Below are 15,418 nucleotides of genomic sequence, written 5' to 3'. Positions count from 1 at the left end.
TATCCGGTCATACGCTCCCCAATGTGACGCCCTCCCCCTTCCGCGGGCGGCCCCGGCGGGCCCGCGGCCACATATCCGCGCGCGTGGCCCACGCGGTGCTCGGCGGCGCGGCCGGGCTGGTGTGGCTGGTGTTGCCGACGGTCGCCGCGGACTCCGGCACCACGCCCGTGCCGGTGACCGGGCCCGGTCCGAGCGCGGTGGCGCAGGAGCCGCGGGACGACGGGACGTCGACGGCCGACCTCGTCCTTCCCCTGCTCGCGGCGGGAGCGGCGGGCGCGTTCGCGGCGTACGGCTATGTACGGCGGACCCGCCGCGCCCGCACCCCCGCGGTGCCCGGCCGCACCTCCTCCACCGGCGCCGCCGTAGCGGCGCTCACCGATCTGGACGAGCGGTGCCGGCGCGCGCTGGTCGCGGCGGACGACAGTGTGCGCACGAGCGCGGAGGAGCTGGGGTTCGCGCGGCAACGGCTGAGCGCGGGGACGGCCACGGATCGGCGGGGGCCCGCGGCCGGGATGGCGGGGGGCGAGGGGGGCGGACGGGCCGCGGCGGAGACTCACGGCTCGGAGAGGTTCGAGGGGGCGCCGAGCGAGGGCGAGGGGGGCGGGCGGGCTACGGCGGGGGCCGAGCGCGTGGAGAGGTTCGCGGGGGCGCCTGCCGAGGGCCAGGGGAACGAGGGGGCCGGGCGGGCCACTGCCGGAGCCGAGGGCGTCGAGGCGTTCGAGCGGGCGTCGGCGGAGGGCGAGGGCATAGGGAGGTTCGAGCGGGCCTTGGCCGAGGCCGAGGGGGAGTTGGCGGCGGCGTTCCGGATACGGCAGGGGTACGACGACGGCGTACCGGAGGATCCCGAGGCGCGGCGGCACGCGCTGGCCGGGATCGTGGGCCGGTGTGTGGAGGCGGGGCGGCGGCTGGACGCGCAGGCGGCCGCGTTCGACGCCCTGCGCGATCTGGAGGGCGCCGGGCTCGGCGGGGCGCTGGAGATCGCGGAGCACAGGTTCCGGGAGCTGGCGGGGCGCACCTCCGCGGCGGAGGCGCGGCTCGCCGAGATCGCCCGTCGCTTTCCACCCTCCGCGCGGGCGCCCGTCACGGGCTTCGCCGAGCAGGCCAAGGACCGACTGGTGTTCGCCACGACCCGGCTCAACCAGGCCCGCCAGTCCTCCGACCTGGGCCACCCCGCCCGCGCCGCCACCCATCTGCGCGCCGCCGAGGGCGCTGTCGCCCAGGCCGCCGTCCTCCTGGACGCCGTCCACCGCCTGGCCGCGGCCCTGAGCGAGGCGGCGGCACTGGTACCGGCCGCGCTGTCGGGCGCGGAGCGGGTCGGGGCGGACGTCCGGGCGCGGTGGGCGGGGGGTGCCGAGGCCGCGTCCTGGGGCGTGCGGGAACCGGGGGTGCGGGCCGGCGGGGCCGGTGCCGACGGGGTGTCCGGGCTGCCGGCCGGTGAAGTGCGGGCGCGGCTCGCGCGGCTCGATCTCGTGCTGGCCGCCGTGCGGGAGGAGCTGATCGGCGGGGTCTACGACCCGCTGGACGCGCTGCGCCGGATCGCGCGGGCGGTGGTGCCGCTGGGCGCGGGGCGGGACGGGGTGCTGGGGGCGGCCGCGTGGGCGGTGGCGCGCGAGGCGGTCGCGGACGCGGACGGGTTCGTGGCCACGCATCGGGGCGCGGTACGGGCGGAGGCGCGCACCCGGCTGGCGGAGGCGCGCCGGCTCCTCGCCGAGGGCGCGGAGTACTGGCCGTCGGCCGACGCCCTCGCCCGGCGGGCCCGGCACCTCGCCGAGGAGGACGTGCGTCTGCACGGCCATCCGCTCACCGAGACGGACGTGTTCGGCAGCGGAGTCTCCGGGGCGGTCGTCGGAGGCATCCTGCTGGGCGACCCCGCGGACCCCCCGGACACCCTCGCACCCCCGAGTTTCGGCGGCCCGACGACCCGCTCCCGCCGGTCCCCGGCGCACACCCCGGACACGGGCGGCCACCCCTGACACCGCGCTCCCGCGTGAGGCGCTGGGCCGGGGCGGCCGGTCCGGCCCGGCGCCCGTTCAGAACAGGCTCAGCAGTGCCTCCGCCGGATCCACCGGGCCGTTCTTCCCGTCCGGCAGGGCGAGTTCGAACCAGACCGTCTTGCCGCGGGGCGTCCGGCGGGAGCCCCAGGCCGCGCTGAGGAGGCCGACGAGCTGGAGGCCGCGGCCGCCCTCGTCGGTGTCGCGGGCGCGTCGACGGCGGGGCTGGACGAGCCCGGAGTCCCACACCTCGCAGACCAGGGTGCGGTCCAGGAGCAGCCGGAGTCTGATCTCGCCCTCGCCGTACCGCAGGGCGTTGGTGACCAGCTCGCTGACCAGCAGCTCCGCGGTGTCGACCAGGGGCTCCAGGTCCCAGGACAGCAGCTGCCCGCGGGCGTACTCGCGGGCGCGGCCCACACTGCGCGGCTCGCGCGGCAGCGTCCAGTCTCCGACGGACTCGGCGGGCAGGCCCTGCACACGGGCCATGAGCAGGGCGATGTCGTCCTCGCCGTGGTGGGTGTCGAGGGTGGCGAGGACGTGGTCGCAGACGTCCTCCAGGGGGCTGGAGGGGTCGGTGAGCGCGCCGACGAACGCCTGGAGGCCCTCGTCGAGGGGATGGTCGCGGGACTCCACCAGGCCGTCGGTGTAGAGCGCGAGCAGCGCCCCCTCCGGGAGCTCGACCTCCACCTCCTCGAAGGGCTCCCCGCCGACGCCGAGCGGCATGCCCGGCGGCACGTCCAGCATCAGCGCCGCCTCGCCGGGCTCGACGAGGACCGGGGGCAGATGACCGGCGTTGGCGAAGGTGCAGCGGCGGGTGACCGAGTCGTAGACCGCGTACACGCAGGTCGCCAGGTACACCTCGGACAGGTCCGCCTCGCGGGGGCGGCGCGCGGCCCGCGTCGCCTGCTGGACGCCCCCGGGCGCACCCAGTCCGCGGGCGATCTCGTCCAACTGGGACAGCACCTCGGCCGGTTCCAGGTCCAGCAGGGCCAAGGTGCGCACCGCGGTGCGCAGTTCACCCATCGCCACGGCCGCACGCAGTCCGCGCCCCATGACGTCGCCGACCACCAACGCCGTACGGTGCCCGGGAAGTTCTATGACGTCGAACCAGTCCCCGCCCACCTCGCTGGGCCGCCCCGTGGAGGCGTTGCCCGGCAGATAGCGGCAGGCGATGTCCAGGCCGGAGGCGATGGGGTCGCCGGGCGGGAGCAGGGACCGTTGCAGTATCAGCGCCCGCTCGTGCTCGCGCCGGTACAGCCGCGCGTTGTCGATGCAGACCGCCGCGCGCGCCGCGAGCTCCACCGCGAGGTCCCGGTCCCGGTCGCCGAACGGCTCGCTGCCCTTCGTACGGGAGAACTGCACCAGTCCTACGACGGTGTCGTGGGCGACCATCGGCACGGCGAGCGTGGACTGGACGAGCGCGCCCTCCACGGCGGGCACGCTGCGCGGGCGGGCGGTGCGCAGGGCGTCCGCGCAGGGCGAGTTGAAGGGGTAGTGGTGGACGGCGCCGACGGCGACGGGGGTGCCGGCGCCTTCGAAGGGCAGCTCGGAGACGGCGCTGGCGAAGGCGACGCGGCGCAGTTCGGCGCTGCCGTCGGCGAGGCCGGGCGGGGTCTCGTCGCCGGCCAGCAGGCCCTGGTAGAGGTCGACGGTGGCCAGGTCGCAGAAGCCGGGGACGACCACGTCGAGGAGTTCGCGGGCCGTGGTCTCCAGGTCCAGGGAGTTGCCGATGCGGGCACCGGCCTCGTTGAGCAGGGCGAGGTTGCGGCGGGCGGCGGCGGCCTCGCGGGCGGCGGCGCGGCGGGCGGTGATGTCGGTGCCGAGCCAGGCGATGCCGATCGGGCGGCCGCTGCCGCTGTGCACGCGGTAGAGGTTGACCGACCAGTGCCGGCGTTCGTCGGAGCCCGGCACATAGCCGGTGATGTGCATGTCGGTGATGGAGTCGCCGGTCTCCAGGACCCGGCGCAGGGTCGCGGAGACCCGGTCGGCCTCGGCGCGCGGCAGATAGTCGTGGACGCCCTTGCCGCGGTGGTCGTCGGGGGTGCCCCCGAAGATGGAGGCGAAGCGCTCGTTGGCCCGACGGACCTTCAGATCCCGGTCGATCAGCAGGAATCCGAAGGGCGATTGACCGAAAATGGCCTGCGACGCGGCGAGGTCGGTCTCGATGGTGCGCAGCACCCGGACGTCGACGACGATGCACACGGCGGCCTTGGCGCCGTCCTCGGTGCGGGTCGGCATCACATAGACCTCGGCGAGCGCGTCGCTCCCGCGGGTGCCGTCCGGCGCGTCCGGCGTGCGGAACGGGATCACGCCGGTCCACTCGCGGCCGTCGAGGATCTCGGCCATCTTGCGCTGCCCGCGCTCGCGGCGGTCGGGGCCGATGAAGGTCTCGATGGGGTCCATGCCCAGGGCCCGCTCGGCGGGGATCCCGAAGATCTGCTCGGCGCGCAGGCTCCACTGGTCGACGAGACCGTCGGGGCCGATGGAGAAGGACGCGACCTTGATGTAGTCGTACATCGAGCCGGGTGGACTGGACTGCCACATCGGGTCACCGGCCGGCGACGCGGACCCCAGGGCGCCCGACGGCACCGTCCCCGCGCCGCCCGACGGGTCCTCGAACTCCGAGGCCTTCGCTGGTATCTCGCTCACGCGAACCGTCCCCTCCAGCTCACCGCGTCCGGCACCGGTCACCGGCGGCGGCTGCCCGCAGTATCCAGTACAACGGGGCCGCACAACACGGTGTTCACGATCACAGCATGGTCCAGGCGTTTTTCGGACCCTGCTGCGAGAACACTTCCAGACTTCTAACCAGCGCACACGCCGTCGAACCACACCAGGGGGCACCTCTCGGCGGCCGGTTCACGCCGCTGGTCGCAAGTGCTCCCGCTGTACACCCGTGCCACCCCCGCGGTGCCGTGTCCGCCCCGTCCGTTCAGCGCGGTACGGCGAGTTCGAACCAGACCGTCTTGCCGGTCTCGCCGGGGCGGGTGCCCCAGCGGCGCGAGGTGGAGGCGACCAGTTGCAGTCCGCGTCCGCTCTCGTCCTCGGGGCGGGCGGAGCGCTCGCGGGGCGGGTCGGGCAGCGGGTCGGAGACCTCGACCAGCAGGGTCTCGGGGAGTCCGGCGGGGCGTACGAGGCGGACGCCGATCGGGCCGGTGGCATGCCGCAGCGCGTTGGTGACCAGCTCGCTGACCAGGAGGGCGGTGAGATCGCCGACGCTGTCGAGGTCCCAGTCGTGCAGCTGGCCGCGGACACAGGCACGAGCCTTGCGGACGGCGCCGGGGTCCGCCGGAAAGGTCCACTCGGCGCAGTCGCCATCGGTGTCGATCACGCCGATCACTTCCCAGGCCAGCGAGCCCACCCATGTCCGTTTTCATGGGGTTAATGGGCACATACCCGATATTCGGTGGCCGCTACCGTCCGACCAGGCGCACAGTGGCACGGACGGCGTACACCGCGCATGCCCCTGCTCCCGAAACGCGCCTCACGCGCCCGTCCTAGCCGAGGTGTGCCGCGACCTCACGCACCGCCGGCACGTCCTGCTCCAGCCACTCCACGTCCCACAACTCCCCCGGCTCCAGCCACCGCAGCTCGTCATGATCCTCAAGCGGCTCGGGAGCCCCCGCCCCCGGCGACAACCGCGCCGTCCACACCTGCAGCACATACGGCGACCGCAACGGCCACTCCCCCGGCACCCGCGCCAGCACCTCCGCGGCGACGCCGAGCTCTTCGCGCAGCTCCCGCACCAGCGCGGCCTCGGGCGCCTCCCCCGGCTCCACCTTGCCGCCCGGCAGCTCCCAGCGACCCGCCAGCTCGGGGGGCGCACTCCGGCGCGCGGCCAGCAGCCGGCCGCCGTCGATCAACGCGGCTCCGACGACCACGATCCGTTCGTCCATGGGCCGCACCCTACGGGAGGGTCAGTTCCGCGCGCCGTCCCCGATCCGCTCGACCGAGTAGAGCTGCTTGTGCCCGCGCGCGTCGAGGCTGTCGGCGATCTTCTGCGCCTCCGCGCGTGTGGCGTACCGGCCCACGCGGTAGCGATTGCCGTTGTCGTCCTGGCGTATGACGAGCCAGGGAAGGGGGATGGCGCCGCCGTCGGTCATCGCACCCCTCCACTTCCCGTCCGCGGTCCGCACCGCGGCCCGCCCGCTGAGGAAACCGCACTCCGCATATGCCCGAGCCTACGCCCAACCTTCACGGAGCGAATACGGCTTTTCACAAAGAGGTACCCGAGAGGGGGGCAACCGGCCAGTAGCAACGGGGCGCACAACGGCGAGCAGGCCGCCCGCGCGCTGCGGCGCACCATCCCTGCGGGGCACCGCACACACCCTGGACGACCTGCGAGAACGACCGAAAGCCAACGGGGCGCACACCGGGGCGCGTCGGGCGCACCGAGGCACAACTACCGCACAGATGTGCGCTACTTCACGGGAAGGTGGTACGAGACCCGGTAGCGGTCCGCCGGGATGACCACATCGGCCGTCTCCACGGGGCGGCCGGAGGCGTAGAAGGTGCGCTGGACGACGAGGACGACATGGCCGGGCACGCCGCCCAGCGTGAGCAGTTCCTCGGCGAGGCCGGGGCGGGCTCCGACCTCCTCGGTGACGTTGTCCACGATCACGTCGATGGCGCGCATGCGCTCGACGACGCCCATGCCGCCGAGAGGCCCCTCCTCGGGCAGCATCACGGGAGTGCGGCCGGTGACGGCGAGGGGCTCCCAGGAGGTGGAGAGCATCACCGGCTCGCCGGCCTCCCGGAACACGTACCGCGTGCACATCACGCGGTCGCCGGGCTCGATGGCGAGCCGCTCGGCGACGGCGCGGCTCGCCTCCGCCTGGCGGCTGCTGGACTCCCAGGTGCCGCGCGTGCCCGCGTCCGCCTGCTCCTGACGGAAGGGCGTGGCCCCGCTCGCCGGGCGGTAGCCGGAGCGGGCGATACGGCGGGGCACGGGGCGCTCGCGCACATACGTCCCGGAACCGGAGCGGCCCTCGACCAGGCCCTCGGCCATGAGGACCTTGCGCGCCTCCAGGGCCACGGTGTCCGAGACGCCGTACTCCTCGCGGATGCGGGCCTGTGAGGGCAGGCGGGTGTGCGGTGGAAGCGAACCGTCGACGATCTTCTTGCGGAGATCACCCGCGACGCGCAGGTACGCCGGCTGCTCACCGAATGTCACTGGCCGCTCCCATCAGGTTGTACAGACAGCAACAGCGTGGCAACCGTGGGTTGAGCCGTGCAAGCAAAGGCCAGAGAATCACTCGATGTGATGACATCTGGCCGGGAAGGGCTTTACGCAGGCACTTTCTCCCCGCTATAGCCGCGATCACACCTCCCGCGGCCCAGGGCCGCGGCACCGGTGTCGGTCGCGCTGTCGTCGCTCAGGCGTTCAGAGCGCCGCCCTCGCCCCCGTCGCCGTCGTCGTAGTCGTACGCCGGCGGGGTGGTGGACAGCCCCAGCGCCGTGCGGGCGTCCATCGTGGCGGTGCCGTCCACGAAGTCGTAGCCGGACTCGTAGTGCTCGAAGAAGACGTCCGGGTCGGTGGCGTCGGCGGCCTTGCCGAAGTCGTCGGCGCGGGCCTCCAGTTCGGCGGCGAGCGCTTCCAGGGGCTGCTTCGTGGCGCCCCGCCAGGTGTGCGCGCGCAGGGCCGCGGCCTCCTCGTCGAGGGCGGCCGCCATCTCCTTCGCCCACGCGGTGTTCGCCGGCAGGTCCTCGTCGGGGTATGCCTCGGGCTCCTGGTCCAGGACCGCGTCCAGGGCGCGGACGGACTCCAGGTAGGCGAGCTGGTGGGTGTCGAGGGTGGTCTCGTCGGTGCGCAGCGAGCCGGTGAGCGAGCCCTTGGGGTCGGTGTTGCCGAAGATGCAGGTGATCTCGCGGTCGCCGAGGCGCCAGCTCTGCCTCGTCGGGGTCAGGTAGTACACGTCGACGTGCTCGGGCAGGGCCCAGGCGTCCATGACGTAGTGGCTCTCCAAGGCGTAGCACTTGTCGTCGGCGAGCGCGGTGAGGCGGGCGTCGCCGGGGAAGGCGCCGTCGGGGACCTCGACGACGGCGAAGACCTCACCGTCGTGCGCGCCGCCGCAGGGCACCTTGTCGACGTCGTAGGCAAGGCCCTCCAGAGAGCCGGTGGTGGTGTCGAAGCACTCGCCCTTCTTCACCGTGAACACCGCGTTGTTCTCCCGCGCGGCCTCCTTGAAGCCGTCCCAGAACTCGGCGGCGCCGCCGGTCGCGAAGAACAGCGTCCACAGGACCAGGCCGACGGAGGAGAGCACGCTGCCGGCGATCGCCATGCCCCGGCCGCGTTCCCCCTTGCGCCGGATCTGCCGCAGGGCGATCAGCCCGAGGACCAGACCCAGGGCCGGTACGAAGCAGAGGATGCCGAGCACCAGTGCGGCGATGGCGAGCCCGTTCAGCGGCGGTCGCAGGGGCTGTCCGTACGGCGGCCAGGGCTGGTACGGCTGCGGCCCGTACGGTCCCGGAGGCGGGTACTGGCCCTGGGGCCCGGGGGGCGGAGGTATGGACACAGGTACCGTGCTCCTGATGCGAGGCAGAACTCTTGTACGACTGGCCGCATCGTACGGGGGCCGGAAGCGAGCGGCTGCGCCGGTCCGTCCCGGCGCCGGGCGGCCGGACGTCCTCCAGGGGCGCGGGGCTGTGCCGAGGTGCGGAGCCCACCGGGCGGACCGCGGACATGGCTCGTCCTCGCGGGGTGGGTTCCGCGAGGACGAGTGGGGTGGGTCAGGTCCGGCTGTCCGTCAGAACTGCAGGGCCCAGGAGTCGATGCGTCCGGTGTCCACGGACGCGTTGTCGGTGACCCTCAGCTTCCACGTGCCGTTGGCGACCTCGGAGGAGGCGTTCACGGAGTACGTGGTGTTGATGTTGTCCGCGCTGCCGCCGGTGCCGAACGCCTTGAGCGTGTAGGCGGTGCCGTCGGGGGCGATCAGCTGGACCTGGAGGTCGCCGATGTAGGTGTGGATGATGTTGACGGGGACGGCCAGGGTGGCGGGGGCGTTGCCGGAGACACCGGAGACGGTGATCGGGGACTCGACCGTGGAGTGGTCGTTGATCGCGTAGTCCGTGGTGTTCTCGAAGCGCGGCCCGGGCGGGGTGGTGGTGCCGCCGCCGACGTAGAGCAGGCGGTTGGGCGAGCCGGTGCCGGGGCTGGTGACGACGTTGGGCGTGGCCGCGTCGACCAGGGCCTGGCTCACCTGTGCCGGGGTCGCCGTCGGGTTGGCGGCCAGGTAGAGCGCGGCGGCTCCGGCGACGTGCGGGGTCGCCATCGACGTACCGGAGATGGTGTTGGTGGCCGTGTCGCTGCTGTTCCAGGCGGAGGTGATGGAGGAGCCCGGAGCGAACAGGTCGAGGACGGTGCCGTAGTTGGAGTAGCTGGCCTTGGCGTCGGAGCTGGTGGTGGCGCCGACGGTGATGGCCTCGGTGACGCGTGCGGGCGAGCGGGTCGAGGCGTTGGTCGACTCGTTGCCCGCCGCCACGGCGAAGGTGACGCCGGAGGCGATGGCGTTGCGCACGGCGGTGTCGAGGGCGGTGTCGGCGCCGCCGCCCAGGGACATGTTGGCGACGGCCGGCTTGACGGCGTTGCGGGCGACCCAGTCGATGCCCGCGACGACCTGGGCGGTGGTGCCGGAGCCCTGGTTGTTCAGGACGCGGACGCCGACGATCTTCGCCTTCTTGGCGACACCGTAGGCGTTGCCCGCGACCGTGCCGGCGACGTGCGTGCCGTGGCCGTGGCCGTCCTGGGCGACGTTGTCGTTGTCGATGGCGTCGTAGCCGTTGAAGGCACGGCCGCCGAAGTCGCTGTGGCTGATGCGGACGCCGGTGTCGATGACGTACGCGGTGACGCCCTGCCCGGCGGAGTCCGGGTAGGTGTAGGAGTTGTTCAGCGGCAGAGCGCGCTGGTCGACGCGGTCCAGACCCCAGGAGGGCGGACTGGGCTGCGTGCCGTCGATGGTGAAGGTGCGGTTCTGGACCACGGAGGCGACGGCCGGGTCGGCGGCGAGGCGCTCGGCCTCGGCCTCGGACGCCTCGATCTCGTAGCCGTTGAGCGCCTTCGTGTAGGTGCGCTCGATCGTCGCGCCGTACTTGGCGGCCACGGCGCGGCCCTCGGCGCTGCCGGAGCGGGCCCGGTCGGCCTTGAGGGTCACGATGTAGCTGTCGGCTACGGCGTTCGCCGCGCCCGCGTACTGGATGCGGCCTTCCGCAGCGGCGGGGGCCGCTCCGGCGGGCAGGGCGGAGACGAGACCCGCGGCGAGCGCGGCGCTTGCCGCCATGCCGATCGCGGCCAGTCTTCGTCGTGGGGATCCGCCGGAGTTACGCATCGCTGCCATTTGAGGGGTCCTCCTCAATCGGTGGTGCGCTGCTGGTGGGGAGTGGTGCGTCGAGCAGACACCGTGAGCACGACAGGGACATGTCAATCCGCTGCGGCGCTCCTGTGCGTCAGCCGAAAGATTGAGGGTTCCGCAGGAATTGCACAAGGGTCCTGCACGGACGTAACACGGCCGCCATGCGGCGTACATGATCGCCCGTCAGCGGGGGCGGTCGCTTTCGGGCAGGTCCGGAGGCTGTCGCCGAGCGGTTTCCCGCGCTGCTCTCCGGCGGTTCCGGGCGCTGCTTTTCGAGCACGTTCGCGCACCGGCGGGCCGTTCGGGCGGCGGGCTGCCCGAACGGCCGGTCACCGCGGGTCGCGCGGTGGGAAGCCCGAACGGCGGTCACCGCGGGTCGCGCGGCGGGAAGCCCCAACGACGGGTCACCGCCGGCCGCGCGGCGGGAAGCCCCAACGGCCGGTCACCGCCGGCCGCGCCGCGGGAAACACCAACGGCCGGTCACCGCCGGCCACGCAGCGGGAAACACCAACGGCCGGTCACCGCCGGCCACGCAGCGGCAAGCCCCGACGACAGGTCACCGCCGATCGCGCGGCGGGGTCTACTCGGTGTCGAAAGCCGTGTCGCGGGCCCGCTTCTCCCACGCCATGACATCGGCGCGGACCTGGTCGAGGTGGCCGAGCACGGCCGAGACGGCGTCGTCGCCGACCGGCAGGTGCAGCGGCGTCTCGGGGGCCTCCAGCGCCGCCAGCACCAGGGCGGCCAGCTTGGCCGGGTCGCCGGGCTGGCTGCCGTGGCCGCCGGAGACGAAGGCGCGGGTCTGCTCGACCTTGCCGTAGACGCCGCTGTCCGCGCTCGCCCCGGCGCGGCTCCCCTCGAACAGCGAGGTGCGGAACGCGCCCGGCTCCACGATCAGCACCTTGATGCCGAAGTCCCGCACCTCGTCCGCGAGCGCCTCGGACATCCCCTCCAGCGCGAACTTCGTCCCGCTGTACGCCGCGAAGCCCGCCACCGACATCTGCCCGCCCATGCTGCTCATCTGCACGATCGCGCCCGAGCGCCGCTCGCGCATGGACGGCAGCACCGCCCGCACGAGCGCGGCCGGGCCGAAGACATGCAGGTCGAACAGGGCGCGCAGCTCGGCGTCGGTGGTCTCCTCGAAGGCGCCCACATGGGTGCGGCCGGCGTTGTTCACCAGCACGTCGATCCGGCCGTGGCGGGCGACGACGCCCCTGACTGCCTCCTCGGCGGCCGCCGTGTCGGTGACGTCCAGGGCGAGCGCCACCATCTGGTCGGGATGGGCGGCCACCAGGTCCTCAAGCGCCTCGGTCCGGCGGGCGGCACCCACCACGACGTCACCGTCGGCGAGGGCCGCCTCGGTGATCGCCCGGCCGAAACCGCTGCTGGCGCCCGTCACGAACCACACCTTGTTCATGGGAATCTCCTCCGCCGACCGTCTCGGTACCTGACACGGACGAGTCTGCTCGGCGGACAGCCGGCCCGTCCAAGATCTAGCGTGATAGCCGATGGTTATGACAACGGACGTACACGGACGGGAACTTCGCTACTTCGTCGCGGTCGCCGAAGAGCTCCACTTCACGCGCGCGGCCGAACGGCTGTACGTGTCCCAGCCCGCCCTGAGCAAGCAGATCCGGGCGCTGGAGGGGCAGCTCGGGGTGAAGCTGTTCCGCCGCGACTCCCAGGGCGTGGAGCTGACGGCGGCGGGCGACGCGCTGCTGCCGCACGCCCGGCGGGTGCTCCAGACCTGGGAGGAGGCCGCCGCCGCGGTCGACCGCGCCCGGGCCGCCGAGCACAGCACCCTGGTGGTGGGCATGAGCACCAGCCTGGGCCGCGGCGGACTGCTCCCCGCGATCCGCTCCCGCTTCACCGCCGCCCGGCCCGAGGCGACGCTGCGGCTGCGGCAGATCACCTGGGACGACCCCACCGCGGGCCTCGCCGACGGCGACACCGACGTGGCCTTCGTCTGGCTGCCGCTGCCCGATCAGCACCGGTACGCCTGGACGGTGGTCGTCGAGGAACCCCGGCTGATCGCCCTGCCCGAGGACCACCCGCTGGCCGGCCGCGCCGAGATCGACTTCGCCGAGCTCGCCGACGAGCCGTTCCTCGCCCTGCCTCGCAGCGCCGGGCCGCTGCGGGACTTCTGGCTCGGCACCGACTGCCGCGGGGGCCGGCCGCCGCGGATCGGCGCCGAGGTCGCCAGCGCCGAGGAGACGTACGAGGCGCTGGTCGCCGGTCTCGGGGTCGTCCTCGTCGCCAGGGGCAACCTGCCGCTGATCAGCCTCGGCGGGGTCACCGCCCGCCCCGTCACCGGCCTGACCCCGTCGCGGTGCGCGCTGGCCTGGCGGCGCGAGGAGGGGGGTGGGGAGGGGCGCGGCGAGGGGCGTCGGGAGCTCATACGGGCGTACGCGGAGGCTTGCCGGCAGGTGACGGGCCGCAGTTGACGTCGAGTCAGCCTCGGTGGCGTCGGCGCCCCCGCCCTCTCAGGGCTTTCCCCCTCTGCGCGCACGGCGATTGCGCCACCAGGTGACCACCCACAGGACGTTGACCCCGCCCAGCACGACCAGGACCGCCAGGGAGTCGGCGTTCCCCGCCAGGCCGTGCTCCGGCCCCAGGCCGCGGGCCGCGCGGACCAGCAGGGCGATGTCGACGGGGAGGGTGACCGCGGCCATGAACGCGAGGCAGGCCGCCGTACCGACGACGAGGACGACGCTGTAGAGGCGTACCGCCCGGCGTTCGTGCGGGGGCAGCCGGGTGCTCGGGTCACCGGCCGCGGCGAGCGGCGACCGCACCAGCCGGCGGAACGCGTACCGGGCGTAGGCGAGGCCGTCGCCGTAGAGGTTCCGGCAGCCGGTGAGGTCCTGGAGGACGAAGTAGAGGTCCGTGCGGGTGAACACCATGAACTGGAAGGGCACCGGCATCAGCGCCAGCAGCAGCCCCGCGGCCAGCAGCCGGTGGGCCGTCGTGCCGGGGTCCGTCGCGGCGAGGACGAGGAGCAGGGCCGAGGCGACGGACAGGTTGAGGGCGATGCCGGAGAGGTAGGCCGTCATACGGTGGCGGCGGGGCGCGAGTTCGATGCCGCTGATGTCGGTCTGCATCACGAGGAACTGCAACCGGGTGCCCAGCCGGATCCTCCCCGGCACGCCCACCGCGCGGGCGGTGACCAGGTGCGCCAGCTCATGGGCCAGCAGCAGCGTCCAGCCGGCCGCCGCTCCGCAGAGCAGGACGAGGCTGCCGTGCGGACTCCACAGCAGGTCCCGGTAGTCCGGGAGCAGGTCGGGGCGGCGCAGCAGGACGACGACGGCCGCCGTGAGCAGCGCGCCGACGAGCACCGGGAACACGGGGTGCAGCGCGAAGCGGACGTGGTGGGGGCGCAGCCGGGGCAGTGAGGCGCGCGGCGGCGCGGGGTCGGGAAGCGTCCGGTCCCCGATCCGGGCGACGAAGCCGAGGGCGGTCAGATCGCGGACGAAGTCGGTGACGTCGAACTCCTCGCCGGTCTCCGCGCGCAGCGACTGCGCCGTGCGGGACACGGTCAGGCCCTCGCCGAGGAGTTCCACGGCACGGGCGCCGGCGGCCGGCATGGCGACGAAGGTCCGGGTGGCCATCCGGCCGACGATCCACTCGTCACGGTCGCGGCGTACGGCGAGGTCGTGGAGGTGGACGCGGGTGGCCGGGTCGATACGGGGGTGGTCGTCGGGGGTGGTGTCGTGGGGCGTGGCGTCGTGGGGGGTGGTGTCGGTCATGGGTGGGTCTGGGGGGTCGGCGCGGGGTGGGCGTTGGCCGCGGAGTGGGGGTTCGGCGCGGGGTGGGAGGTCGGCGCGGAGTGGGGGTTCGGCGCGGAGTGGGGGTTCCCCGTCGGCCGGCGATGGGGAGCCGGATCCGGGAGCAGGTCCTGGTGCGGGACGGGCTCGGCCTCTGAAGGTGCCGTCCGCTCGGGCCCGTTGGCCGGTTCCGTGCCGCAGGCCGGGCAGTCCGGGCGTCGCCGCGAGCGCTGCAGGACCGGGTCGCCGGGCACCATGAGGTTGAGGCCGAAGCGGCAGCCGGGGTCGATCCGGGGTATGCCGCACAGCAGGGAGAGGGCGGCGTGGGCGAGCAGGCTGCCGGACAGGCCGGCGGTCACGGCGTTGACCGGGTTCCACGGCATACGGGGTGAGGCGACGTCCTCGTCCTGTCCGGGCGCGAGCCGCAGATCGCGGCGTTCGATCTCGCTGCTGCGCAGGCACTCCCAGCAGGCGCCGAGGCCGGGCGTGAAGACACCGACGCTCACCAGCGGGCCACGGTAACCGGCCTCGGCCCAGGGCGTGCCGGTGGTCAGGCAGACCTCGTTGGCCCATCTGCGGATGACGGCGGGCCGGTCGGCGGCCAGCAGCAGCACGTCGTACGACGGTCCGCCGCCGGACGGTGCGGTGAGCAGGTCGTGGAGGTCGGCCGGACCGCGTACCTCGCGGCGTTCGCCGGTGACCGTCGTGTCCGAGTTCAGCGCGCGCAGGGCGGCCAGCGCCGCGTCGATCTTGGGGGTGCCGAGGTCGGGCTCGCCGTAGAGGGTCTGGCGGTTGAGGTTGGACAGTTCGACGACGTCCGGGTCGACGCAGTGCAGCCGCCCCACGCCGGAGGCGACGAGGTCGCGCGCGGCGGCGCCACCGGTGCCGCCGACGCCGATGAGCAGCACCCGGGACCGGCGCAGCCGCAGCTGCGGCTCCCAGGAGCTCTCCCGCGGCCGCAGGTCCATCCAGCGCAGCAGGGTCATGCCCCGGCTGTAGCGCTCGCGTTCGCGCGCGGAGAGCTCCGCGGGCGGCTCGGCACCGGCGTCCTCGACGTACCCGGCGTCGGTGAGGTCGGTCAGCGCCTGCACGATGTCGGGGGCCGGCAACCGCAGTTCGGGGTGGCGGCGGGACACCTCGGCGACGATGTCCTCGGTGCCGCGGGTGCCGTCCATGGCCTCGACCAGCGTCCAGAGCCAGCCGTCGGGATCCTTGACCTCGGAGCCGATGCCGTAGACGACGCTTCCGATCCTGATGTGGCCGTCGACCGTCCGGTAGGCCCGGTGCTCCGGCTTGATCCGGGGCCTCCGCATCATGTGCA

Annotated in this window: 12 protein-coding genes; 2 read left to right on the top strand and 10 right to left on the bottom strand. The window is 73.8% G+C overall.

Annotation, left to right across the window (positions count from 1 at the left end; all coding sequences use genetic code 11):
• Positions 1 to 23 precede the first annotated feature (23 nt).
• Positions 24 to 1,973: a hypothetical protein gene (locus ACSU6M_RS22185; protein WP_437071666.1), complete on the top strand. Its 1,950-nt coding sequence runs from the start codon at positions 24 to 26 to the stop codon at positions 1,971 to 1,973.
• Positions 1,974 to 2,030: 57 nt separating this feature from the next.
• Here ACSU6M_RS22185 and ACSU6M_RS22180 read toward each other — a convergent pair whose 3' ends face one another.
• The 8 genes from ACSU6M_RS22180 to ACSU6M_RS22145 all read right to left on the bottom strand — a co-directional run bounded on the left by ACSU6M_RS22180 (position 2,031) and on the right by ACSU6M_RS22145 (position 11,753).
• Positions 2,031 to 4,640 carry a SpoIIE family protein phosphatase gene (locus ACSU6M_RS22180; RefSeq protein WP_437071664.1) on the bottom strand — a complete coding sequence of 870 codons (2,610 nt, stop codon included), beginning with the start codon at positions 4,638 to 4,640 and terminating at the stop codon, positions 2,031 to 2,033.
• 283 nt (positions 4,641 to 4,923) lie between these two features.
• Positions 4,924 to 5,352: an ATP-binding protein gene (locus tag ACSU6M_RS22175; protein WP_437071662.1), complete on the bottom strand. Its 429-nt coding sequence runs from the start codon at positions 5,350 to 5,352 to the stop codon at positions 4,924 to 4,926.
• 136 nt (positions 5,353 to 5,488) lie between these two features.
• Positions 5,489 to 5,887, bottom strand: a complete 399-nt coding sequence (locus ACSU6M_RS22170; protein ID WP_437071660.1) for a (deoxy)nucleoside triphosphate pyrophosphohydrolase — start codon at positions 5,885 to 5,887, stop codon at positions 5,489 to 5,491.
• 21 nt (positions 5,888 to 5,908) lie between these two features.
• A complete protein-coding gene (locus tag ACSU6M_RS22165) occupies positions 5,909 to 6,094 on the bottom strand; it encodes an SPOR domain-containing protein (RefSeq protein ID WP_437071658.1) in 186 nt (61 codons plus the stop codon).
• A 317-nt stretch (positions 6,095 to 6,411) separates the two neighbouring features.
• The gene (locus ACSU6M_RS22160) at positions 6,412 to 7,164 is read right to left on the bottom strand and encodes a GntR family transcriptional regulator (RefSeq protein WP_437071656.1); all 753 of its coding nucleotides are present in this window, start codon (positions 7,162 to 7,164) and stop codon (positions 6,412 to 6,414) included.
• Positions 7,165 to 7,366: 202 nt separating this feature from the next.
• A complete protein-coding gene (locus ACSU6M_RS22155) occupies positions 7,367 to 8,506 on the bottom strand; it encodes a DUF4190 domain-containing protein (RefSeq protein ID WP_437071654.1) in 1,140 nt (379 codons plus the stop codon).
• 231 nt (positions 8,507 to 8,737) lie between these two features.
• Positions 8,738 to 10,324 (bottom strand): S8 family peptidase, encoded by a 1,587-nt coding sequence (locus ACSU6M_RS22150; protein ID WP_437071652.1) that lies wholly within the window; start codon positions 10,322 to 10,324, stop codon positions 8,738 to 8,740.
• 595 nt (positions 10,325 to 10,919) lie between these two features.
• Entirely contained in the window at positions 10,920 to 11,753 is an 834-nt protein-coding gene (locus ACSU6M_RS22145; RefSeq protein WP_437071650.1) for an oxidoreductase, read from the bottom strand.
• Between the two features lie 91 nt (positions 11,754 to 11,844).
• Here ACSU6M_RS22145 and ACSU6M_RS22140 point away from each other — a divergent pair, with 91 nt between their 5' ends.
• Positions 11,845 to 12,780: a LysR family transcriptional regulator gene (locus ACSU6M_RS22140; protein ID WP_437071648.1), complete on the top strand. Its 936-nt coding sequence runs from the start codon at positions 11,845 to 11,847 to the stop codon at positions 12,778 to 12,780.
• A gap of 39 nt (positions 12,781 to 12,819) precedes the next feature.
• Here ACSU6M_RS22140 and ACSU6M_RS22135 read toward each other — a convergent pair whose 3' ends face one another.
• Both ACSU6M_RS22135 and ACSU6M_RS22130 read right to left on the bottom strand, forming a co-directional pair.
• The gene (locus tag ACSU6M_RS22135) at positions 12,820 to 14,079 is read right to left on the bottom strand and encodes a hypothetical protein (RefSeq protein ID WP_437071646.1); all 1,260 of its coding nucleotides are present in this window, start codon (positions 14,077 to 14,079) and stop codon (positions 12,820 to 12,822) included.
• Positions 14,076 to 15,413, bottom strand: a complete 1,338-nt coding sequence (locus tag ACSU6M_RS22130) for a ThiF family adenylyltransferase (protein ID WP_437071644.1) — start codon at positions 15,411 to 15,413, stop codon at positions 14,076 to 14,078. Before ACSU6M_RS22130 ends, ACSU6M_RS22135 begins: the two co-directional genes overlap by 4 nt.
• Between the last annotated feature and the right edge of the window lie 5 nt (positions 15,414 to 15,418).

It is taken from the genome of Streptomyces sp. enrichment culture (assembly GCF_964272895.1).
Lineage (GTDB): Bacteria > Actinomycetota > Actinomycetes > Streptomycetales > Streptomycetaceae > Streptomyces.
Note: the sequence above shows the minus strand (reverse complement) of the source record. Positions and strands in the feature narration are given on the sequence as shown.